Genomic DNA, 20,221 nt, shown 5'->3' with positions numbered 1-20,221 from the left:
CTCAGTCCCGCACGCTGATCCCGTACGCGCCGCGGTGGAACAGCAGCGGCGCCCGCGAAGGATCCGCACCCAGCGCTTGCACGCGGGCGGCGACGATCGTGTGGTCCCCGCCCGCGTACTCGTGTTCCAGCGTGCAGTCGATCCACGCGGCCACCCCGTCGAGGATCGGCGCGCCGGACGGGGCCGGGCGCCAGGCGACGCCCGCGTACTTGTCGGTGCCCGAGCGGGCGAAGGCGGTGCTCAGCTCGGTGTGGTCCTCGGCGAGGACGTTGACGCAGAAGCGCCCGGCGGCCCGGATCTTCGGCCAGCTCGTGGACGAGCGGGCGGGCGCGAACGACACCAGCGGCGGGTCGAGGGAGAGCGAGCTGAACGACTGGCAGGTGAACCCGGCGGGGCCGCCCGGCGCCCGCGCCGTGACGATCACGACGCCGGAGGCGAAGTGCCCGAGGACCTCGCGCATGTGCGTGGGCTCGACCTGCGGCGGCTCGGTGCTTGTCCGGTTGTCCATGCGCCGCAACGGTAAGAGCAGTTCCCGCCCGGCACCATCCGCCAACCGCGGGCGAATAGCCGCGGCGCGCGGACCGGCTTCGCGCGGCGGCGCACAGGACGGATAGTCCGCCACCGCGATCGGATATCTCGCCGCTCACCCGCGTTCCTACGGTGTGCGTCGTGTCTGCCACCGACCTCCCCGCCGGCGCCCTCGCCGGGATCCGCGTCCTCGAGCTCGGCACGCTCATCGCCGGCCCGTTCTGCGGCCGGCTGCTCGCCGACCACGGCGCGGACGTGATCAAGCTCGAAGCCCCCGACCGGCCCGACCCGCTGCGCGTGTGGGGCCAGGCCGAGCTCGACGGGCACCACTTCTTCTGGACCGTCCACGCCCGCAACAAGCGCTGCGTCACGCTCGACCTGCGCCGTCCGCAAGGCCGAGAGCTGTTCCTGCGCCTCGCCGACACTGCCGACGTCGTGGTCGAGAGCTTCCGCCCCGGCACGCTCGAACGCTGGGGCCTCGGCTTCGACGTGCTCGCCGAGCGCAACCCCGGCCTGATCCTCGCCCGGGTCTCCGGCTACGGGCAGACCGGCCCGCACGCCGAGCGGCCCGGCTACGCGTCGGTGGCCGAGGCGGTCGGCGGAATGCGCTACCTCAACGGGTTCCCGGGCGGCCCGCCGCCGCGCGCGGCGCTGTCGCTGGGCGACTCGCTCGGCGGGATGTTCGCCGCGCAGGGCGTGCTCGCGGCGCTGCACGCGCGCAGCACCAGCGGACGCGGCCAGGTCGTGGACGTCGCGCTGGCCGAGGCTTGCCTGGCGATGCTCGAGTCCGTGATCCCCGACTACGACGCCACGGGCCTGGTGCGCGAACCGTCGGGCACCCGCCTCGACGGGCTCGCGCCGTCCAACCTCTACCGCTGCGCCGACGAACGCTGGATCGTCATCGCCGCCAACCAGGACACGGTGTTCGCGCGGCTGTGCACGGCGATGGGCCGCGAGGACCTCGTGACCGACCAGCGGTTCGCCACCCACGTGGCGCGCGGGCGCAACCAGGACCAGATCGACGCGCTCCTCGGCGAATGGGCCGCCCGCCACGATTCCGCCACGCTCACGTCGATCCTCGAGGCCGCCGGCGTGGTCGTCGGGCCGGTCGCCACCGTCGCCGACGTGGTGGCCAACCCGCAGTTCCGGGCGCGCGACATGCTGCTGCCGCACTTCGACGACGCGATCGGCAAGGAAGTGCTGGGCCCCGGGGTGATGCCGGTGCTGAGCGGCACGCCGGGCGCGGTGCGCTGGGCCGGTCCCGCGCACCCGGGCACGCACAACGCGGAGGTCTACACCGGACTGCTCGGGCTCACCGGCGCCGAGCTGGCCGAGCTCACCGAAGCCGGAATCGTCTGAGAGGCAAGCAATGAGTCCCGTGAACCTGCGCGAAGTCGGGCTGCGCGACGGCCTTCAGCTCGAAGCGCCGATCCCGCTCGCCGCCAAGCTGGACATCCTCGAGGCCGTGGCCGCCACAGGTGTGCGGCGCGTCGAGGTGACGTCGTTCGTCTCCCCTGCCGCCGTACCCGCGCTCGCCGACGCCGAGCAGCTCGCGGCCGAGCTCGGCCGCTGGCCCGAACTCGCGTTCTCCGCGCTGGTGGCCGGCCGCGGCGGCGCGCGCCGGGCCGTGGCCGCCGGGATGGCCGACCTCGAGTACGTGATCTCCGCGTCCGACGGGCACAGCCTCGCCAACGCGCGCCGGACGACCGACGAGGCCGTCGCCGCGGTGCCGGAGGTCGCGAAGCTCGCGCACGACGCGGGCGGGCGTCTGGAGGCCATCCTCGCCGTGGCGTGGGACTGTCCTTTCGACGGGCGCACGCCGGTGAGCCGCACCGTGGACCTCGCGCGCCGGGCCGTCGACCTCGGCGCGGACGAGCTGTGCTTCGGCGACACCATCGGCACCACCGTGCCCGGGCGGGTCACCGAGCTGCTGGGCCGGGTGCGCGAGGCGTGCCCGGACGTCGAGCTCGGCGTGCACTTCCACAACACCCGCGGCTCCGGGCTCGCGTGCGTGCTCGCCGCGCTGCAGGCCGGGGTCACGAAGATCGACGCGTCGGTCGGCGGGCTCGGCGGCTGCCCGTTCGCGCCCGGCGCGAGCGGGAACATCGCCACCGAGGAGGTGGTGTACCTGCTCGAAGAGTCCGGTGTGGACACCGGACTCGACCTCGGCAAGGTGCTCGAAGCCGCCGCGGTGGTGGAACGCGCCGTGGGACACGGGCTGCCGAGCAACCTCTACCGCGCCGGCGGCCCGAACCGGCCGCGCGGGCGCGGCTGACCGATACGCACAACGGCCATTCCGCTGCGGGTTACGGCTATCCCGGCCGTCGCGGTGCTCGTAACCTCACGCCGGAGCGACCCCGACCTCCCAGGAGCCGACGATGACCCAGCCACCCACCCCGGCCGGCCTGCCCTCGACGCTGGCGGTGCAGCGCGCGGTCGCGGCGCTCGCGGCGGGCCGGATGATCGTGGTGACGGACGCGGCCGACCGGGAGAACGAGGGCGATCTGGTGTTGCCCGCCGCCGTCGCCGACGCGGAGCAGCTCGCGTTCGTCGTGCGCCACACCACCGGCATCGTGTGCGCGCCGATGACCGCCGAGCGCGCCGACGCGCTGCGCCTGCCGCCGATGGTCGAGGACAACACCGACGCCCACGGCACCGCGTTCACCGTCACCGTCGACCACGTCGGCAGCGGCACGGGAGTGTCGGCGGCGGACCGGGCCAAGACGTTGCGCGCGCTCGCCGCGCCGGGCACCCGCGCCGGCGAGCTGCGGCGGCCCGGGCACGTATTCCCGTTGCGCGCCAGGGAAGGCGGGGTGCTCGTGCGCGCCGGGCACACCGAGGCCGCCGTCGACCTGCTGCGCCTGGCCGGGCAGGAACCGGTGGGCGTGATCGGCGAGATCGTCGCCGAGGACGGCTCGATGTGCCGCGGCGAGCGGCTCGCGCGGTTCGCCGCCGAGCACGACCTGCCGGTACTCGCGATCGCCGACCTCGTGCGCTACCGGCGAGCCACGGAACGCTTCGTGGAGCACGTCGCCACCTCCGCCATGCCCACCGTCTTCGGTGACTTCCGGGCCGTCGCCTACCGGTCCACCACGGACGGCACCGAGCACCTCGCCCTCGTCCACGGTGACGTGGCCGCCGCGAGCCGCGGCCCGCGCGGCGCCCTCGTGCGCGTGCACAGCGAATGCCTCACGGGCGACATCGTCGGTTCCCTGCGCTGCGACTGCGGCGCGCAGCTCGAACAAGCCCTGCGCGCCATCGCCGCCGAGGGCGCGGGCGCCGTGGTCTACCTGCGCGGCCACGAGGGCCGCGGCATCGGGCTGGCGCACAAGATCCGCGCCTATGCCCTGCAGGAGACCGGCCTGGACACCGTCGACGCCAACACCGCCCAGGGCCTGCCCGTCGACTCCCGCTCCTACGGCGTCGGCGCCCAGATCCTCGCCGACCTCGGCATCACGCGCCTGCGCCTGATCACCGACAACCCCGCCAAATACGGCGGTCTCGACGGCTACGGCCTCGAGATCGTCGACCGCGTCGGCCTGCCCGCCGCCGCGACGGCGCACAACCTGCGTTACCTGCGGACCAAGCAGCAGCGCCTCGGCCACACCCTCGACGTCGACGAGAGCACCGGCTGAGCCGTTACCGAACCAGTACGCGCCGCGGACAATCCGCGCACACCCGCCCGGCACCGTCGGTCCCGACGAAGATCGACGGTGCAGTCCACGGAAAGGCGGACGACGTGGCCAAGGGTGCGGCTGTGGTACTGGCGGTTCTGGCGGTGCCGTTCACGACGGCGGTGGCCCCGCCACCGGCGCAAGGCCTGCAGTGGCAGCAATGCGCGAAGATCGCCGAAGGCTGGGCGAACGGCGAAGCGAGCGAGTGCGCGACGGTCCGCGTACCGCTGGACTACCGCCGGCCCGGCGGCCGGCAACTCACCATCGCCGTCAGCCGGGTCCGCGCGACCGATCCGGCACACCGGCAAGGCGTGGTGCTCGTCAACCCGGGCGGACCCGGCGAGCAGGGCACGACCTTCCCGGACGAGCTCACGCGGACCGAGCTGGCCGGGATCGGCCGCACGCACGACCTGATCGGGTTCGACATCCGCGGTTCGGACTACAGCGACAAGATCGGCTGCCCCGAACTGGATCCGGCGAACGTGCCGCGGCCGCCCGCCACCGACACCGCCGAGCAGCGCTTCAAGGACCAGGCGCAGGCCGTCGCGGACCGGATGCGCACCTGCGCCGGGAAGGACCCCGAGCTGGCCCGGTCGATGACCACGGCCAACATCGCCCGCGACATGGACGTGATCCGCCGGGCGCTGGGCGAGGAGAAGATCGGCTACTTCGGTAACTCGTGGGGCACGGCACTCGGCACCGCCTACCGCAGCCTGTTCGGCGGCCACGTCGACCGGATGCTCCTGGACTCGGTGCTCGCGCCGGGCGAGGCCGTCAGGCGGTCCGACGACCAGGCCGCCGCGGCCGAAGCACACTTCGACGACTTCACCCGCTGGCTCGCCGATCGCGACGCGACGTACGGGTTCGGCGGCACCGCCGCGGCCGTCTCGCAGGCCCTGCTCGCGTTGCGGGGCCGGCTCGCGGCCCAGCCCCTGGCCGACCGCGACGACCACTGGGCCAACCGGCAACTGCTCGCCTCCCGCACCGACTGGGCCGCAGCCGCGCAAGCACTCGCCGACGCCCGCGACGGAACGCCGCCGGCGGCCACGGCACCGCCCGCGGCCGCACCGGCCGGCAACGGGTTCGACGTCGGCTACCGAGACGGGGAGATCGGGTTCGTCCTGGCCGCCGTGAACTGCAACGACTCCCCCGGCGCCCGCGACGTCGACCAGGCGTGGGCGCACGGGCTCGAGCTCGCCGCCCGGTACCCGGTGGCCGCCTACGAACCCGGTGGCGACGCGCGGTGCGCCGGCTGGCCGTTCGCGCCGCAGCCCACCGCGCTCGTACGCGGCTCCAGCCCGCTGCAGCTCGTCGGGCACGAGTTCGAGACCAACACCCCGTTCCCGTGGGCCCGCGAGATGCAGGCGAAGGTCGGTGGCGCGCTCCTGACCGTGACCGACGACGTGCACTCGTCGTTCGCCCACCTCCCGTGCGCGGCCGACGGCGTCGAGTTCTTCACCACCGGGGCGACGTCGAACGACACGTGTTCCGGGTAGTCCTTTGTGGACCCCTGCGCACCCCTGCCGTCACGCGCCGAGGCCGGTGAGCACGGCCCCCACGTCCGGCCGCCGTCCCGTGCCCAGCCGCGTGACCGCGTACACCTTGCGCGACACCGGGTTCGCCAGCGGGTGCAGGCTCACCGGCGCGTGCGAGTCCGGCAAGGCCATGCGCGGGATCAACGCGACGCCCGCACCGGCCGCCACCAGCGCCGTCAGCACGGCGAAGTCGGTGGCCTCGGCGACCACGTCGGGTACGAACCCGGCCGCGCCGCACGCGCGCTGGATCATCTCGTGGCACGAGTACTCCTTCGACGGCACCAGCCAGGGCACCGCCGAGAACCGCGCCAGGCGCACCTTCTGGCCGTCCGCGAGCGCGCGCGCCTCGGCCAGCGCCGGCGGCACGGCGAGCAGCACCGGGTCGTCGGCGAGGTGGTGTTCTTCGCACCGGGCGGGGGTTTCGCGCGGCAGCAGGCTGTAGCTGTGCACCACGGCGACGTCGGCTTCCTGGTGCAGCAGCGTGCCGATCGCCGACTCCGGCTCCTGCTCGACCAGCCGCAGCGACACCCCGGGCAGTTTCGTCCACAGTGGAGCGACGAGGGTCCTGGCCGCGGACGGGAACGCGACCACCCGGACGGTGCCCGCGCCGTCGGACCGCACGGCGGCCAGCGCGGACTCGGCCGCCGCGAGATCACTGAGGATCACGTCGGCGTGGGACACCAGCAGCTCACCGGCGGCGGTGAACGCGAGCGTGCGCCCGCGCCGTTCCAGCAACGGCGTGCCCGCCTCGCGTTCCAGGGCCGCGAGCTGCTGAGACACGGCGGGACCGGTCAGGTTGAGCGCCTCGGCCGTCGCGGCGACGGTGCCGTGGTGCGCGAGCTCGTGCAGCAGCCTCAGGCGGCGGACTTCCAACATAAGCCGAACTTCCCGATCTCGAAGCAAAGACTAACTGGATCTACCGCATCATAACGCCCACACTGGCCCGGTGAGCACCTCGAAACCCGTTCTGGCCATCGGCGGCACCGTCGTCCTGTGGGCCTCGGCCTTCCCCGCGGTCCGTGTGGGGCTCGACGGCTACGGCCCACTCGGGCTGTCGCTGGCGCGGCTCGTCGTGGCCTCGGTCGCGCTGGCCGTCGCGGCGCCGTTCCTGGGCGTGCGGCTGCCGCGGCGCAAGGACCTGCCGCTCATCGCGTTGTGCGGCCTCACGGGAATGGCGGCCTACCAGGTGCTGCTCAACTGGGGCGAGGTGCACGTGCCCGCCGGCACGGCGAGCCTGCTGGTGGCCACGGCGCCGGTGTTCAGCGCAGTGCTCGCCGCGGCGTTCCTCGGTGAACGGCTCGGCGCCCGCGGCCTCCTCGGCAGTGCCGTCGCGCTCGGCGGTTCGGCGCTCATCGCGCTGTCCGGCGGGGACGTGCGGTACTCGACCGCCGCGTGGGTGGTCCTCGCCGCGGCGCTCGTGCAGGGCGCGTACCACTTCTGCAGCAAACCGTTGCTGCGCCACTACTCCGGGCTCGAAGTCGCGTGTTACGCGATGTGGACCGGCACGGTTTTCTCGCTGCCGCTGGCCCCCGCGGCCTGGCACGGCCTGGAAACCGCGCCCGCGTCGGCGCACGCGGCCGTGCTGTACCTGGGGTTGCTGCCCTCGGCGCTCGGGTTCGTGTTGTGGGGCTACGGCGTCGCGCGCAACACGGTCACCGCGGCGACGTCGGCGCTCTACCTCGTGCCCGTGGTGGCGCTGGCCGTGGCCTACGTCTGGCTCGGCGAGGTCCCCGCGCCCATCGAGCTGGTGGGCGGCGCGATCGCCGTGGGCGGGGTCGTGCTCATCACCGCGCGGCGCAAGGCGCGTGTGCGCGAACCGGTCGGGTGAGCGTCAGCGGCCCCCGCCGCGGCCGCGGCCACCGCCGTTGTCGTCGGAACCCCGGCCACCGCGATCACCGCCGTGGTCGTCGCCGGGTTCCGGAGCCCGGGAGCCGGAGGTGTGCGGGTTGTCGTCCGACGGCGGGGCCGACACCGCCGTGACGAGCGGCGGCGGCGGGATCCACAACGGGGCCGGCGCGTCGGCCGTCCGGCCCGGGTCCACGAGGGACCACACGGCCGTGCCACCCCACACGATCCCCGCCGCGGCACCGGCCGCCACCACGGCGCCGGCGAGAGCACCGAGCACCTGGCGGCCCCGCCGGGGCGCGCGAGGACCGGCGCCGGCACGGGTCTCGAACACCACGGGCCGGGGGTCGGCGGCGGGATCGGTCACGGGTCCATCCTCGCGATCGCCGCGCGGGAGCGCCATTGTCCGGTGGTCCTAGTACCGGTCGGCGTGCCGCTGCGCCCACAGCGCCGCCTGCGTCCGGTCGGTGACGCCGAGCCGCTGGTAGACGTTGGTCAGGTGCGCCTTCACGGTCCGTTCGGTGATCCCGAGGCGCCGGGCGATGGACTTGTTCGGCAGGCCGTCGCCGACCATGCGCAGCACCTCGCGCTCGCGGTCGGTCAGCTTCGCGGCGGGCTGCGCGGCCCGCCGATCGCTCAGCAGCACGCGCGCCGCCTTCGGGTCCAGCGGCGAGCCGCCCGCGACGATCTCGCGGATGCCCGCGAGGATCACCTCCGGCTCGCTGTGCTTGAGCAGGTAACCCTCGGCCCCGGCGCGCAGCGCGTCGAGGATCCGCGCCTGGTCGGAGAACGACGTGAGCACCAGGACGTGGGTGTCGGGGTTCGCCTCGACGATCCGCGCGGTGGCCGCGACGCCGTCGGTGCCGGGCATCGACAGGTCCATCAGCACCACGTCCGGGCCCAGCTCCGCCGCGAGCGCCACGGCCTCCTCGCCGTCGCCCGCGGCGCCGACGAGCTGCAGGTCGCCGGCGGTGCTCAGCAGCTGGGTGAGACCGGTCCGCACGATGGCGTGGTCGTCGGCGATCAGCACTCGGATCATGACAACGGCACCTCCGCCTCCACCCGCGTGCCCCGGCCGGGCGCGGCGCGCACCGACAGCCTGCCACCGGCCTCGGCCAGCAGGTCGCCGACGGCCCGCAGCCCGAAGTGCCCGTCGCGCGCCTGCTCGGTGAGCCGGTCTCCGTCGAAGCCGCGGCCGTCGTCGTCGATCACCAGGATGGCCCCCGAGCCGGCCCGCGTCACGCGCACCAGCACCGCCCGGGCCGCGCTGTGGGCGACGACGTTGCGCAGCACCTCCTGCGCGGTGCGGAACAGCAGCGCCGACGCGGCCGGGGGCAGGCCGTCGGCGTCGTCCGCGTCGAGATCCACGGCCACGCCCGTGCGCTCCAGGCCGCCGGCCAGCTCGGCCAGCGCCGGCCCGAGACCCTCCTCCGCGAGGTTCGGCGGGTAGATGTCCACGAGCAGGGAGCGCAGCGCGCCGACGCTCGTGCGCAGCCTCCCCGCGGCGTCGGCGATGACTTCGGCGCGGCGGGCCTCGTCCGGCTCGCCGAGCCTGGCGGCGTCGAGGCCGAACGTGAGCCCGGACAGGTCCTGCACGATCCCGTCGTGCAGGTCGCGGGCGATCCGCCGGCGCTCGGCGTCGGAGGCGTCCACGGCGTGCTGCAACAGGCGTTCCCGCTCCCGCTGCGAGCGCCGCACGCGCCGCGCCAGCGACCACGCGAACGGCACCTGCACGACCTCCAGCACCACCAGCGCGCCCAGCGACGGCGGCGCGAACCGTGCCCACGCGGCCTGCCCGGCCTGCGTCACGGCGTCGTAGCGGTAGTAGGCCTCCAACAGCAGCGGGCGCCCGTCGGCCGCGCGGATCCCGACGTAGACCTCCAGCAGCTTCCCGAACGACGTCTCGAGCCGGTTCTCCGGCCGCGTCAGGTCGCTGACCTCCGACACGCTCCCCTGCACCCGCAGCGCCTCGGCCTCCTCGGCACTGAGCGGGTAGCGCTCGCCGATCAGCGCGGACGCGTCGGAGTAGAGGATCGTGCCGTCGGCGGACCAGACCTTCACGCGCACCAGCGAACCCTGCAGCACGTAGCGCCGGATGGCCGCGTCGAACGCGGTCAGCGCGGCCGGGTCGCGGTTCACCACGGCCGCGTCGAGGCGCGGTTCGACCACGCCGCGGGCCGTGACGGACGTGGTCTGCACCGCCGACTGGGTGGCCTGCGCCGTGCCCGCTTCGCGCGCGAGGTAGGCGATGAGGCCGGCCAGCGCCGCGAGCACGACCACCCCGGCGATCGTGAACCGGGCGAGCAGCCCGGCCGTGGACGGGCTCCGCTCCGGTGACATGCGAGCACGGTATCGGCCCGGGTGCCCGGTCCGGACCTGTCCGGCAGGACTACGACCTCCCGATCGGGCGAGGCGGGAGCCGGCTCCCCGGGCGGAGCACTCCGCGATCACCCTGCGTGACATTTCGGCGGATCCACTCGGCGTAGCCGGAGCTAGGCCGTTTCGTGGCCCAGTCGTTGCTCCGCGTGAAGCGCCGCGGGGTGCGGTTCGCCGGGGCCCTGTGAGGGCGATCACTGCAGCGTACGGGCCGGATGTGGGCGGTGTGCCCCGGTTTCCACCTGGTCGGCGGCGTCTCTAAATGAGACTCCCGCCCGCTGGGGACAGGCGTATACCGAGCGATGTGCCACCGCGACGACCAGGCACACGACCAGGCACATTCCGGATGCCCGACCAGGGAGCCCGCTCATGACCACCCTCGATACCAGTGCCGAAAGCGTCCCCCGAGTACCTGCCCAGCACACTGCGGAGGCCGCTCCCGAAGCGCCCCCGGCCGCCGACCCGATGATGGTCGGTCTGCCCAGTTTCGTCGTCGGATCCGTCGCGCTGGGGCTCGTCCTCATCGGCTACGTGCCCGCGACGGCCGTCGGCGCGTCACTCGCCGTCATCATCGCCGCGACAGGCCTCGGCCTGCTCATCGCAGCCGTCTGGGCCGCCGCCGTGGGCCAGAGCGCGGTGGCGGGTGTGTTCGCCATCTTCTCCGGGTTCTGGCTGAGCTACGCGCTGCTCGTGCTCGGCCTGACCCACAACTGGTTCGGGATCGACGCGGCAGCAGCCGTCGCCACCCAGGGGTTGTTCCTCATCTCCTGGCTCGTCATCGTCGGCATGCTGACGCTCGCGACCCTGCGGTTGCCGGTGGCCTACACGCTGCTGTTCCTCCTCATCGAGGTCGCGCTCGTGCTCGTGCTGGTCGGCACGCTGCAGGGCTCGGCCGGCATTCTCCAGGTCGGCGGGTACGTCGTGCTGGTGTTCGCCGCCGTCGGTGTGTACCTGTTCTTCAGCTCGGCCTCGACGGCGACGGGCGGGTCCGCACTCCCGCTCGGCCCGCCGATCGTGCACTGAGCGAACTGCGTCACACGTGCCCCGGAGTCCGCGACTCCGGGGCACTTTCCTGCGACGATCGCGGTCTCGTCCACGGGACACGACGACGTGACAGGAGGACCATGCCCGACGGATTCCGCGACATCCCGACCACGACCCTCGCCGACCTGCTGAGCCGCGACCAGGTGATGGACATCGGCGTGCGCCCGCTGTGGGGCCCCGTGCCGCGCGTCGCGGGCCCGGCCTGCACCGTCCAGTGCCCGGCGGGCGACAACCTGATGCTGCACGCGGCCATCCACCGCGCTCCGGCGGGCTCGATCGTCGTGGTGGAGTCCGGCGACCTGGACTACGCGCTGGCGGGCGGCAACGTCTGCGCCGTGGCCCAGCGCAACGGGATCGCGGCGTTCGTGCTCGACGGCGTGATCCGCGACCTCGCCGAGGTGCGCGAGCTCGGGTTCCCCGTGTTCGCCCGCGGCCTGATCCCGATCCCCGGCAGGAAGGCGGCCGTCGCGCCGCTGGGTGAGCCGGTGAGCTGCGGCGGGGTCACCGTGCACGCAGGTGACATCGTGACCGCCGACGAGGAGGGCGTCGTGGTCACGCCCGCCGCCGACGCGGAGCGGATCCTCCTGGCCGCGCAGGCGCGCCTGGCCGAGGAAGAGGCGCAGACGCTCGACGAGTGGGACGCCGACCACCAGATCCGGATCGACGCCATCCTGGAAGAACGCGGGTTCGCAGGCTGACGGCCCGCGCCGCAACCGTCGTGAGTGGACGGTCGCGGCGCGGGTTTCTCGTTATGGGTAGGACTTCAGCATCGCCAGCCCGGTGACGGCGTCCGACGGGCCGCCCGTGTCGTTGACGACGTGGGCGATCGTGCCCTGACCGCCGCCGAGCGAGAACGTGATCATGCTGTGGAACTTCACCCCCGGCCGCTTCGGGGCGGCGATGGCGCGGTCGGACACGATCGTGCGGTCCTCGGCGAAGATGCAGTAGCTGCCCAGGCCCCACGCTTCGTGCGTGCGGACGTGGTCGCCCACCGCGTAGGCGGGGAAACCGCGGTGGGTCCCGTCCATCCACGCGGCCTGGTTCGGCGGGTCGTACGGCATCTCGTTCTGGAAGAAGTAGGTGCGGCCGCCCTCACCGTTCCACTCGACCTGGGCCTTCTGGTGGTGCTCGACGAACAGCCCGTAGGCGATCACGCCCGAGCCGTTCACGACCAGGCCGACGTCGGAGGTGTTGGCGTCCCAGCCGACGCCCGCGCCGTGGTCGGCCCGCCACAGCCACATGTTGTCGATGAGCACGTCTGCGCTGTTGACGACCACGCACCGCTTGGCCTTGCCCACGCCGGCACCCCCGACGCGCACGAACACGTCGTGCATCGAGCTCGGGTTGCGCGCGTGGCCGCGGCGTGACCCGTCGGGCCCGAAGCGGATAAGCGGATCGGAGGCGACCGGTCCCGCGTCCACGAGCAGGCCGGCGACGCGCACGCCGTCCACGTCGGCGACGTCGAGCGCGGTGACGCCGTTGTCCGGGATCAGGGTGGCGTAGCCGAGGCCGAGCACGACGGTGTCGGCGCGTGTGACCGTGAGCGGCTGGTCGACGTGGTAGATCCCCGGGGTGAGCAGCAGGTGCTTGCCCTGCGCGAGGGCGGCGTTGAGGTCGGCGGCGGACTCCGCGGGCTTGGCGATGTGGAAGGCGTCGAGGGGCAGCGAGGTGCCCTCGGGCTTGCGCGCCTCCCAGCTGGTGGCCTCGGCGTTCGTGCGGACGGCGGGCACGAACACCTGGTAGGCGCCGGCGCCGTCCACGTACAGGAACGGCTTCTCGCAGATCACCGGCGTGCGCTCGACGGAGGTGTACGGCGGGGTGGGGAACGAGGTCGCGGGCGAGCCGGGCGAGCCGACGAACACGAAGTTCCAGTTCGAGCCCACCCACGACCCGACCACCGAGTTGCGCGTGAGCCACTGTTGCTGCGTGCCGGAGTTGACCTGGCCGGTGAGCTGGCAGTCGGCGATGAACCCGCCGCTGGAGTAGCCGCCGTCGGACAGCTTGAGGTCGCCGAGCAGGTAGATGCGGCGGTAGTAGGTGGCCTGCGAGACGGCCCAGGTGTCGACGCCGCTCTTCGGGACGGCGTTGAGGTTCTCGGCGCCGCGCCAGAAGTTCACGAGCGTGCCGTTGCCGTGCGCATCGCCCTCCACGCCGAGCGAGCCGGTGATGCTGGCGCCGCTGGGCTGCAGGCCGAGGCCGGCGACCTGGGTGTAGTAGCCGAGCTTGACGTCGACGGAGTAGGCGCCGGGTTTGAACAGCAGCGCGTAGCGGCCCTCGCCGAACTGGCTGCCGCGCTGCTGGGCGTAGATCGCGTCGAGGGTGGCCTGGATGTTCGGGGTGCTCGAGTCGAAGACGTGGACGTTGGGGCCGAAGTCGGGCTGCCCGGCGGCGTGGGTGGCCGGCGGTGGGGCTTGCGGGGTTTTCCTTGCCGGGGCGGCCACGGCGGGGCTCGCGAGGGTGAGCCCGGACGTCGCCGCGAGGGCGGCGCCGGAGCCCAGCGCCAGGAAGCTTCTTCTCGCGAGGGTCTGGTCGGGGTTGTCGGGCTGTGCCGGCTGGGCTGACTGTGCTGGCAACGGGGGGACCGTCCTTTCGACACGACACGACACGTGGCGGCGTGTGCGGGCCGAGGAATCCGTGCGGCACCGACATTTCCGAGCCGGGCTCACCGGTGTCAAGGCGCCTGTCGGTGACCGGGACAGCCGAAAGTCCTGAACGCCGCGACCGTGGCGGTACCGGGCAAAGGCGGCAGGTTGCGGAGACGGCTAGGGTCGGGGGTGGGGACCGCGACGACAGGAGTGCCACATGACCACGAACCAGCCGGGCGACCAGGAACCGTTGGACGCCGAGATCGTCGAAGCCCCGGCGAGCGCTGGCGCGCCGGCGGCGGACCTGCCCGAGCCCGACTACAGCGAGGGCGGCGTGCCGTCGTTCGACTTCGTCCGCGACCGCATCGAGAACCGCTACAACACGTCGGTGGGTGCGCAGGAGCTCGCGGGAATCGGCGGGCCGGAGACGATCGAGTCGCTCGACAAGAAGATCGCCGACCGGGACAAGGCGGCGAAGGAGAAGCTCGCCGAGATCCGCCGGTCGATGGGCAAGCAGTAACGTCCCTTGTGGATGGTCAGCCCAGCAGGTCCAGCACGGCGTCGGCCGCCGCTTTCGCGCCGCCGGCGGCGGTGATCTCCTTGGCCAGCCAGGCCAGCCGGTCGTGCACCCGCGCGTCGCCGGCGACGCGCAGCACCGTCTCGCGCACGAGCTCCGGGGTGAGGGCCTCGGAGTCGAGCACCTCGCCGAGGCCGAGTTCGCGGACGCGGCGGGCGTTGAGTGCCTGTTCGGGCACTTGGGGCAGCGTCACCAGCGGCACGGCGTGCGAGAGCGCCTCCATGATCGAGTTCATGCCGGCGTGGGAGACGAACGCGGTCGCGTGGCCCAGCACCGCCTGCTGCGGCACCGACGGCAGCGCCTCGACGTTCGGCGGCAGCTCGCCCAGCAGCGCGGGATCCGTGCGGCCGAGCGACATCACGACGTGCCACTCCGTGCCCGCGAACGCCTGGGCGCACGCGCGGAACACGTCCGGCCGGTCGGTGAACGCCGTCCCGAGCGACACCAGCAGCACCGGCTTCCCGCCCGGCGGCGCCCACTCCCCCGCCCGCACCGTCGGGCCGACGAACCGGTAGGTCTCGTCGAAGGTCTCCGCCGCGATCTGGAACGCGGCCGGCACGAACACCAGCGTCAACGGCACCGGCGGCGCCGCCATCGGCACCAGCGGCGCGGGCAGGCCCTGCTGCTGGGAGAACTCGTGCAGCCGTGTCGCGAACCGCACCAGCGCCTCGTTGTCCGGCCGGAAGTCGGGCGGCAGCAGCTCCGCCAGCGGCAGGTGCTCGTTCACGGCCATGCTCGCCACCAGCGCCACCGCCGGCACCCCCAGCCGCTGCGAAACGGCCGCGGCGACGGGCGCCACGGTCGCGTCGAAGCACACCACGTCGGCATCCCGGACTTTCTCCACGAGAGCGTCGATCCCGGGCGCCGCCGCCTCCAGCAACCCGTCCAGCAGGCCCACGAAGCTCGTGGTGCTGAACGCCTCCCGCGACAAAGCGGTCGGATCGAGCGTTCACGGCAACCGCACCGCCTCCGCCCCGGCCCCCTCGATGGCCCCCACGTACGCCGGCCCACTCGCGAACGTCACCCGATGCCCTCGCCCCACCAGCTCCGCCACCAGCGGCAAGACCGGATTGACATGCCCTGCCGCAGGCGCGGCGACGAAGAACAGGTGCTTGCCCACAGGTGGTTTCCCCTCGCAGTCCGGAGAAGATCACCGTAACGGCGGTCGTTTCGGCTGGACTGTGTCCGTTCGACCACCGCGCAGCACCCGGATCGACACCCCTTCCGGCAGGTGGGCCGAACGAACCGCTCGCGCATCGCCGCCGCCACGACCGGACCGTTCGTGCGACCACAGCCGCGAGCGGACCGTTCGTGCCGCCAAGGCCGAGCGACCGGTCCGATCGCACCACCCGCGCCCGGCGAGGCGGGGCGCGACGGGCCGGCCGGCAGGAACCCGCCGCAAAACCACCCCACCCCGCCGGCGCCGGCGTGATTTGATCGCCCCATGCCTACCTCCGTGCGCGTTCCCGGTCTGGTGCTCACCGAGCACGAGTTCGACGTCCCGTTGGATCACAGCAAACCCGAGGGCGAACGGATCACCGTGTTCGCGCGGGAGGTCGCGGAGCCGGACGGCGGGGAGGAGCGGCCGTTCCTCGTGTTCCTGCAGGGTGGGCCCGGGCACGAAGCGCCGCGGCCGGCGGGGCGCCCCTCGGGGTGGCTGGGGCGGGCGGTGCGGGACTACCGGGTGCTGTTGCTGGACCAGCGGGGCACCGGCAACTCGACTCCCGTCGGCACATTGCCGGGGCGCACGCCCGCCGAGCAGGCCGGCTACCTGGCGCACTTCCGGGCCGACTCGATCGTGCGGGATGCGGAGCTGATCCGGCGGCAGCTGGGCGTGCAGCGGTGGAGCGTGCTGGGCCAGTCGTTCGGCGGGTTCACCTCGCTCGCCTACCTCTCGCAAGCGCCGGAAGGCCTGCGGGAGGCGTTCTTCACCGGCGGCCTGCCACCCGTCGGCCGCCACCCCGACGAGGTGTACCAGGCGACGTACGCGACGCTGCTGGAGCGCAACCGCCGCTACTTCCGGCGCTACCCGGGCGACCGCGAGCGGGTCCGCAAGCTGCACGCGCGCCTCGACGCCGGGGAGATCACCCTGCCCGACGGCACGCCGCTCACGTCCCGGCTGTTCCGCCAGCTCGGCCACGTCCTCGGCGCGAGCGAGGGCGCCGAGACGCTGCACTACCTGCTGGAGCGCGACCCCGACTCCCCGGCCTTCGCCCACGACGTCGCTGCGACGCTGCCGTTCTCGGCGCGCAACCCGCTCTACGCGGTGATCCACGAAGCCTGCTACGCCGACGGCCACGCCACCCGCTGGTCGGCCGAGCGCACCCGCCCGGCCGAGTACGACGACGACGTCACGCTCTTCACCGGCGAGCACGTCTTCCCGTCGGTGTTCACCGACCTGCCCGGCCTCGCCCCGTTGCGCGAAGCCGCCGAGCTGCTCGCCGAGCGCGAGTGGCCGCGCCTCTACGACGCCGACGTGCTGCGAAGCTGCGAAGTGCCGTGCGCCGCCGCGATCTACGCCGAGGACGCGTACGTGGACCGCCGGTTCTCCGAAGAGACCGCCGGGCTGATCCCGACGATGCGCCCGTGGGTCACGAACGAGTACGAGCACAACGGCCTGCGCGCGGCGGGCGAGCACGTGCTCGGCCGGCTCATCGACCTCGTCCGCGGCCGGGCCTGAAGATCGAAAAGAAGTGCCGGATAGCCCACGGGAATGGTGGGCGTGTTACGATCGATTCCGTTATCACGCCCACCGGTTTCGTTATCAGGTCGTTTCCTGAAGCCACACCAGAGCAATTCCATCGGCCCGGAAACGCGGAACGTTACAGAATTCGAGCGTGGTTTTTACCACTCGGGAATCATTTTCCTCCGTCGCTTTTCTGCGGCAGAATCCCGCCATTGCCCAACGTCGGGCACAGTCGCAGCAGGGAGTCGCCGTGAAGAAACCGCTGGGCCGTCTCGCAGGTGCCGTGCTCGCCGGCGCCGCCCTCACGCTCGCGTCCGCGCCGGCCGCCTTCGCGCAGGACGACCCCACCGCGCCGGTCGAGACCTCGGCGACGTCCGAGCCGACGGACTCGACGGCACCGACCACATCGGACTCCAGCACCTCCGAGACCCCGACGAGCGACTCGAGCACCCCGACGTCCGCCACGCCGCCGAGCACCACCGGCGACACCCCGGCGCCGGCGGACCCCGAGGTGCAGACCACCGAAGGCCGCCGCGCCCCGGCCGCCGCGAAGCCCCGCGCAGCCGAGGACGCCAAGGACTCCGAAGACGGGCAAGACGGCCGGAACGCCGACGAGACCACCGAAAGCAGCGCCCCCATCGACCCGTACACCGACAACGCCGGCCACGGCTTCGTCGGCCTCGGCGGTGAGGGCGTGCTGGTCATCGCCTGCGCGTCCGGCGCGCCCGGGAACGTCGCCACCGTCGGCCTGACCGTGACCGCCGGCCCGGACCAGGACGGTGCCGACGGCCGCTACTGGAACTACGACGTGCGCGTGGTCGACGGGTACACCGCCACCACCGCGCCGTTCAGCTGGACCTGCGACGGGCAGGAGGGCCACGGCGACGTGACCTTCGAACAGGTCACCCCACCCACTTCGGACACCAGCGAACCGCCGTCCGGCAGTGAAACCCCCAGCAGCGGTGAGACCCCCAGCAGCACCGCCGGCAGCCCGGCCACCTCGGTGTCCACTTCGGACACCACGAAGGCCGCACCCGGTCCCGCCGTCACCCGCCCGACGGTCCAGGTCCGCTACGCACCCCAGGGTGGCGTCGAGACCGGTTTCGGCGGCACCGCGCGGTTCTGGTTCTGAGCCGATGAACCGATCCAAGCTCATCGCGACGGCGGCCGCCGCACTGGCCGTCACCGCCGTGCTGGCCGGCTGCAGTTCCGCGCCGGCCGCCGCACCGGCCGCCGCGGCCAAACCGGTCCCGAGCAGCGTGCCGGTCACGAAACCGTTCAAGGGCCTGCGCCCGACGTCGGTCAGCATCCCGAAGATCGGCGCGCAGTCCAGCCTGGTCTCCGTCGCGGTCAACCTCGAAGGCAAGATCTCCGTGCCCTCGGTGAAAACTCCGATGCAGGCGGCGTGGTACCGCCTCTCCCCCGTGCCCGGTGAGGTCGGCCCGGCCATCGTCCTCGGCCACGTGGACGGCGACAAGAAGCCGGGCATCTTCTACAAGCTCAAGGATCTCGTCCCGGGCGACGAGGTGGACATCGACCGCAGCGACGGCAAGAAGCTGAAGTTCACCGTCGACCACCTCACGCAGGTCCCCAAGGACCAGTTCCCCCAGGACGCCGTCTACGGCAACAGCACCAAACCCGAACTCCGGCTGATCACCTGCGGCGGCGTGTTCGACCACGCCGAGCACAGCTACGAGGACAACATTGTCGTCTACGCGAACCTCGCCTCGTAGTTCAGACGAGCGAGCCGACCACCGCGTACCCGAGCGTGGCCGCGCCCAGCCCCGCGGCCACGCTCAGCACCACGTTGGCCACCGCGAGACCGTACGCCCGCCGCTCCAGCAGGCGTACGGTCTCGTAGCCGAATGTGCTGTACGTGGTCAGCGCTCCGCAAAAGCCTGTGCCGACCAGGATCGACACGGCGGCGGGCAACGCCGACCCGGCACCGGCCAGCGAGCCCAGCACCAAGGACCCCACCAGGTTGACCGCGAACGTGCCCCACGGAAACCCGCTCTGGTGGCGCGCCTGCACGAAGCGATCGGTGAGGTACCTCAGCGGCGCCCCGACCACCGCGCCGACGAACACGAGCAGCACCGTCACGACTCGACCGTCCTTTCCGGACGGACGAACATCCTTCGCGCGAGCGCCATCCCGCCCACCACCGCGAGCAGCGCCGCCACGAGCGTGCCCGCGAGGTAGCCGAACGCGAGCCCGACCGTGCCCGGCCGCAGCAGCCCGTGGATCTCGACGACGTAGGTCGAGAACGTGGTGTAGCCGCCCAGGATCCCGATCCCGAGGAACGGGCGCACCAGCCGGTTCGCGGTCCACGCCTCGGTGATCGCGACCATGAGCACACCGATGAGGAAGCAGCCGGTGATGTTGATCAGGAACGTCGCCAGCGGGAAGTGCCCGGGCGCGGTGGGGAGCAGCTCAGCGACGCCGTAGCGCGCGAGCGCGCCCAGGCCGCCGCCGAGGGCGATCACGACGAGGACCGGCGCGTGCTCCCGCACGGCCGTGCGGCGCCACAGCGGCATCCGCCGCGAAGACGATTCGGGCACAGATGTCTCCTACTCCACGCGGGCATGCTAGCGCCCTCGGTTCGAGTAGGGACTGTTGGCAGCGAATGCTGCGGTTGTCCGGGTTACCTCGGGGAGTCCCGGAGCGGCGAGCCCCACCGCCGCGCGAGTAGCTTACCGGACCAGATCCGCCGGTGTGCGCAGGGCCGTCAACGCGGTCGCGAACATCGTGGACTTGATCGCCCCGAGCGTGCCGCGGTCCTTGCCCGCCAGCGGCGCGACGACCTCGGTCGCCGTGCTGACCAGCGCGGCCTCGTCGGCCGTCGCGTCGACCAGGCCCAGCTCCCGGGCCTGCGGGCCGCCGAAGCGGCGCCCGGTGGTCATCGACGCGACCGCCGTGGCCGGAGTCAGCTTGGCCTGGATCAGGGCGGCCATGCCGGGCGTGAACGGGATGTTGATGTCGGCCTCGGGGAAGCAGAAGAACCCGCGGTCGGCGCGCATCACGCGGAAGTCGTGGGCCATCGCCAGCATCGCGCCGGCCCCGAACGCGTGCCCGTTCACCGCCGCGACGGTCGGCACCGGCAGCGCGAGCACACGGGCGAGCAGCTCGTGGACGTCGGTGACGTACTTGCCGGCCTCGTCGCCGTGGGTGGTCAGCCACTCGAGGTCGAGGCCGTTGGAGTAGAACTTGCCGCTGCCCGTGGTCACGAGCGCGGCGGGCGCCGAACCGGCCGTGACGGTGTCGAGATGGGTGTTCACCTCTTCCAGCCACGCCGGTGAGAACCGGTTCTCGTCGGCACCGAAGTCGAGGACGGAGACGGCTTCGTGCTGGGTCAGTGCGGGCATCGCGAGAAT

22 protein-coding genes are annotated in these 20,221 nt (G+C 72.9%); 11 read left to right on the top strand and 11 right to left on the bottom strand.

Features of this window, described 5'->3' with window-relative positions:
- Nucleotide 1: 1 nt before the first annotated feature.
- Nucleotides 2-508, bottom strand: a complete 507-nt coding sequence (locus ACFY1H_RS37915; RefSeq protein WP_386954613.1) for a flavin reductase family protein — start codon at nt 506-508, stop codon at nt 2-4.
- 161 nt (nt 509-669) lie between these two features.
- On the opposite strand from ACFY1H_RS37915, the gene ACFY1H_RS37910 reads away from it, so the two are divergent.
- From ACFY1H_RS37910 to ACFY1H_RS37895, 4 genes are all read left to right on the top strand, one after another.
- Nucleotides 670-1,887, top strand: coding sequence for a CaiB/BaiF CoA transferase family protein (locus ACFY1H_RS37910; RefSeq protein ID WP_386954610.1), 1,218 nt, complete (start codon nt 670-672; stop codon nt 1,885-1,887).
- Nucleotides 1,888-1,897: 10 nt separating this feature from the next.
- Nucleotides 1,898-2,803 carry a hydroxymethylglutaryl-CoA lyase gene (locus tag ACFY1H_RS37905; protein ID WP_366583636.1) on the top strand — a complete coding sequence of 302 codons (906 nt, stop codon included), beginning with the start codon at nt 1,898-1,900 and terminating at the stop codon, nt 2,801-2,803.
- 103 nt (nt 2,804-2,906) lie between these two features.
- Nucleotides 2,907-4,163, top strand: a complete 1,257-nt coding sequence (locus tag ACFY1H_RS37900; RefSeq protein ID WP_386954606.1) for a bifunctional 3,4-dihydroxy-2-butanone-4-phosphate synthase/GTP cyclohydrolase II — start codon at nt 2,907-2,909, stop codon at nt 4,161-4,163.
- Between the two features lie 122 nt (nt 4,164-4,285).
- The gene (locus tag ACFY1H_RS37895) at nt 4,286-5,698 is read left to right on the top strand and encodes an alpha/beta fold hydrolase (protein ID WP_386954603.1); all 1,413 of its coding nucleotides are present in this window, start codon (nt 4,286-4,288) and stop codon (nt 5,696-5,698) included.
- A 30-nt stretch (nt 5,699-5,728) separates the two neighbouring features.
- On the opposite strand, the gene ACFY1H_RS37890 is transcribed toward ACFY1H_RS37895, so the two are convergent.
- A complete protein-coding gene (locus ACFY1H_RS37890) occupies nt 5,729-6,613 on the bottom strand; it encodes a LysR family transcriptional regulator (protein ID WP_386954600.1) in 885 nt (294 codons plus the stop codon).
- A 70-nt stretch (nt 6,614-6,683) separates the two neighbouring features.
- On the opposite strand from ACFY1H_RS37890, the gene ACFY1H_RS37885 reads away from it, so the two are divergent.
- Nucleotides 6,684-7,565 (top strand): DMT family transporter, encoded by an 882-nt coding sequence (locus tag ACFY1H_RS37885; RefSeq protein ID WP_386954598.1) that lies wholly within the window; start codon nt 6,684-6,686, stop codon nt 7,563-7,565.
- Nucleotides 7,566-7,568: 3 nt separating this feature from the next.
- Here the strand turns inward: ACFY1H_RS37885 and ACFY1H_RS37880 are convergent, their stop codons facing one another.
- From ACFY1H_RS37880 to ACFY1H_RS37870, 3 genes are read right to left on the bottom strand one after another with little or no spacing between them, the layout of a single operon-like run.
- On the bottom strand, nt 7,569-7,949 hold the full coding sequence (locus ACFY1H_RS37880; protein WP_366583631.1) for a hypothetical protein: 381 nt from the start codon (nt 7,947-7,949) through the stop codon (nt 7,569-7,571).
- 48 nt (nt 7,950-7,997) lie between these two features.
- Nucleotides 7,998-8,621, bottom strand: a complete 624-nt coding sequence (locus tag ACFY1H_RS37875) for a response regulator transcription factor (protein ID WP_366583630.1) — start codon at nt 8,619-8,621, stop codon at nt 7,998-8,000.
- A complete protein-coding gene (locus ACFY1H_RS37870) occupies nt 8,618-9,922 on the bottom strand; it encodes a sensor histidine kinase (RefSeq protein WP_386954593.1) in 1,305 nt (434 codons plus the stop codon). Before ACFY1H_RS37870 ends, ACFY1H_RS37875 begins: the two co-directional genes overlap by 4 nt.
- 405 nt (nt 9,923-10,327) lie before the next feature.
- Here ACFY1H_RS37870 and ACFY1H_RS37865 point away from each other — a divergent pair, with 405 nt between their 5' ends.
- Together ACFY1H_RS37865 and ACFY1H_RS37860 are read left to right on the top strand one after the other, a co-directional pair.
- Nucleotides 10,328-10,981: a GPR1/FUN34/YaaH family transporter gene (locus ACFY1H_RS37865; RefSeq protein ID WP_366583628.1), complete on the top strand. Its 654-nt coding sequence runs from the start codon at nt 10,328-10,330 to the stop codon at nt 10,979-10,981.
- Between the two features lie 101 nt (nt 10,982-11,082).
- Nucleotides 11,083-11,700 (top strand): RraA family protein, encoded by a 618-nt coding sequence (locus ACFY1H_RS37860; protein WP_386954589.1) that lies wholly within the window; start codon nt 11,083-11,085, stop codon nt 11,698-11,700.
- A gap of 51 nt (nt 11,701-11,751) precedes the next feature.
- Here the strand turns inward: ACFY1H_RS37860 and ACFY1H_RS37855 are convergent, their stop codons facing one another.
- Nucleotides 11,752-13,575: a coagulation factor 5/8 type domain-containing protein gene (locus ACFY1H_RS37855; RefSeq protein ID WP_386954586.1), complete on the bottom strand. Its 1,824-nt coding sequence runs from the start codon at nt 13,573-13,575 to the stop codon at nt 11,752-11,754.
- Between the two features lie 229 nt (nt 13,576-13,804).
- Between ACFY1H_RS37855 and ACFY1H_RS37850 the strand changes: the two genes are divergently transcribed.
- Nucleotides 13,805-14,107, top strand: a complete 303-nt coding sequence (locus ACFY1H_RS37850; RefSeq protein WP_386954583.1) for a hypothetical protein — start codon at nt 13,805-13,807, stop codon at nt 14,105-14,107.
- 16 nt (nt 14,108-14,123) lie between these two features.
- Here the strand turns inward: ACFY1H_RS37850 and ACFY1H_RS37845 are convergent, their stop codons facing one another.
- Together ACFY1H_RS37845 and ACFY1H_RS37840 are read right to left on the bottom strand one after the other, a co-directional pair.
- Nucleotides 14,124-15,062: a macrolide family glycosyltransferase gene (locus tag ACFY1H_RS37845; RefSeq protein WP_386954580.1), complete on the bottom strand. Its 939-nt coding sequence runs from the start codon at nt 15,060-15,062 to the stop codon at nt 14,124-14,126.
- 51 nt (nt 15,063-15,113) lie between these two features.
- The gene (locus ACFY1H_RS37840; RefSeq protein WP_386954577.1) at nt 15,114-15,284 is read right to left on the bottom strand and encodes a hypothetical protein; all 171 of its coding nucleotides are present in this window, start codon (nt 15,282-15,284) and stop codon (nt 15,114-15,116) included.
- 324 nt (nt 15,285-15,608) lie between these two features.
- Between ACFY1H_RS37840 and ACFY1H_RS37835 the strand changes: the two genes are divergently transcribed.
- The 3 genes from ACFY1H_RS37835 (at nt 15,609) to ACFY1H_RS37825 (ending at nt 18,583) form a co-directional block, all read left to right on the top strand.
- A complete protein-coding gene (locus ACFY1H_RS37835) occupies nt 15,609-16,844 on the top strand; it encodes an alpha/beta fold hydrolase (RefSeq protein ID WP_386954574.1) in 1,236 nt (411 codons plus the stop codon).
- 256 nt (nt 16,845-17,100) lie between these two features.
- Complete coding sequence (locus ACFY1H_RS37830; RefSeq protein WP_386954571.1) at nt 17,101-17,982, top strand: hypothetical protein; 882 nt, start codon at nt 17,101-17,103, stop codon at nt 17,980-17,982.
- A 4-nt stretch (nt 17,983-17,986) separates the two neighbouring features.
- Nucleotides 17,987-18,583, top strand: a complete 597-nt coding sequence (locus tag ACFY1H_RS37825) for a class F sortase (protein ID WP_366583621.1) — start codon at nt 17,987-17,989, stop codon at nt 18,581-18,583.
- Between the two features lies 1 nt (nt 18,584).
- Here ACFY1H_RS37825 and crcB (ACFY1H_RS37820) read toward each other — a convergent pair whose 3' ends face one another.
- The 3 genes from crcB (ACFY1H_RS37820) to ACFY1H_RS37810 all read right to left on the bottom strand — a co-directional run bounded on the left by crcB (ACFY1H_RS37820) (nt 18,585) and on the right by ACFY1H_RS37810 (nt 20,212).
- A complete protein-coding gene (gene crcB, locus ACFY1H_RS37820; RefSeq protein ID WP_366583620.1) occupies nt 18,585-18,950 on the bottom strand; it encodes a fluoride efflux transporter CrcB in 366 nt (121 codons plus the stop codon).
- Entirely contained in the window at nt 18,947-19,408 is a 462-nt protein-coding gene (crcB, locus tag ACFY1H_RS37815) for a fluoride efflux transporter CrcB (protein ID WP_366583619.1), read from the bottom strand. Before crcB (ACFY1H_RS37815) ends, crcB (ACFY1H_RS37820) begins: the two co-directional genes overlap by 4 nt.
- 132 nt (nt 19,409-19,540) lie before the next feature.
- Entirely contained in the window at nt 19,541-20,212 is a 672-nt protein-coding gene (locus ACFY1H_RS37810; RefSeq protein WP_386954566.1) for an enoyl-CoA hydratase/isomerase family protein, read from the bottom strand.
- Between the last annotated feature and the right edge of the window lie 9 nt (nt 20,213-20,221).

It is taken from the genome of Amycolatopsis sp. NPDC001319, from assembly GCF_042896185.1.
In the GTDB taxonomy this organism is placed as follows: Bacteria; Actinomycetota; Actinomycetes; order Mycobacteriales; family Pseudonocardiaceae; genus Amycolatopsis.
Note: the sequence above shows the minus strand (reverse complement) of the source record. Positions and strands in the feature narration are given on the sequence as shown.

Bases quoted from the DNA above. Each gene is read 5' to 3' on its own strand.
- ACFY1H_RS37860 (WP_386954589.1), top strand. From the start codon at position 11,083: ATGCCCGACGGATTCCGCGACATCCCGACCACGACCCTCGCCGACCTG.
- ACFY1H_RS37870 (WP_386954593.1), bottom strand. From the start codon at position 9,922: ATGTCACCGGAGCGGAGCCCGTCCACGGCCGGGCTGCTCGCCCGGTTC.
- ACFY1H_RS37810 (WP_386954566.1), bottom strand. From the start codon at position 20,212: ATGCCCGCACTGACCCAGCACGAAGCCGTCTCCGTCCTCGACTTCGGT.
- ACFY1H_RS37825 (WP_366583621.1), top strand. From the start codon at position 17,987: ATGAACCGATCCAAGCTCATCGCGACGGCGGCCGCCGCACTGGCCGTC.
- ACFY1H_RS37905 (WP_366583636.1), top strand. From the start codon at position 1,898: ATGAGTCCCGTGAACCTGCGCGAAGTCGGGCTGCGCGACGGCCTTCAG.
- ACFY1H_RS37915 (WP_386954613.1), bottom strand. From the start codon at position 508: ATGGACAACCGGACAAGCACCGAGCCGCCGCAGGTCGAGCCCACGCAC.
- ACFY1H_RS37850 (WP_386954583.1), top strand. From the start codon at position 13,805: ATGACCACGAACCAGCCGGGCGACCAGGAACCGTTGGACGCCGAGATC.
- ACFY1H_RS37865 (WP_366583628.1), top strand. From the start codon at position 10,328: ATGACCACCCTCGATACCAGTGCCGAAAGCGTCCCCCGAGTACCTGCC.
- ACFY1H_RS37835 (WP_386954574.1), top strand. From the start codon at position 15,609: ATGCCTACCTCCGTGCGCGTTCCCGGTCTGGTGCTCACCGAGCACGAG.
- ACFY1H_RS37890 (WP_386954600.1), bottom strand. From the start codon at position 6,613: ATGTTGGAAGTCCGCCGCCTGAGGCTGCTGCACGAGCTCGCGCACCAC.
- ACFY1H_RS37875 (WP_366583630.1), bottom strand. From the start codon at position 8,621: ATGATCCGAGTGCTGATCGCCGACGACCACGCCATCGTGCGGACCGGT.
- ACFY1H_RS37900 (WP_386954606.1), top strand. From the start codon at position 2,907: ATGACCCAGCCACCCACCCCGGCCGGCCTGCCCTCGACGCTGGCGGTG.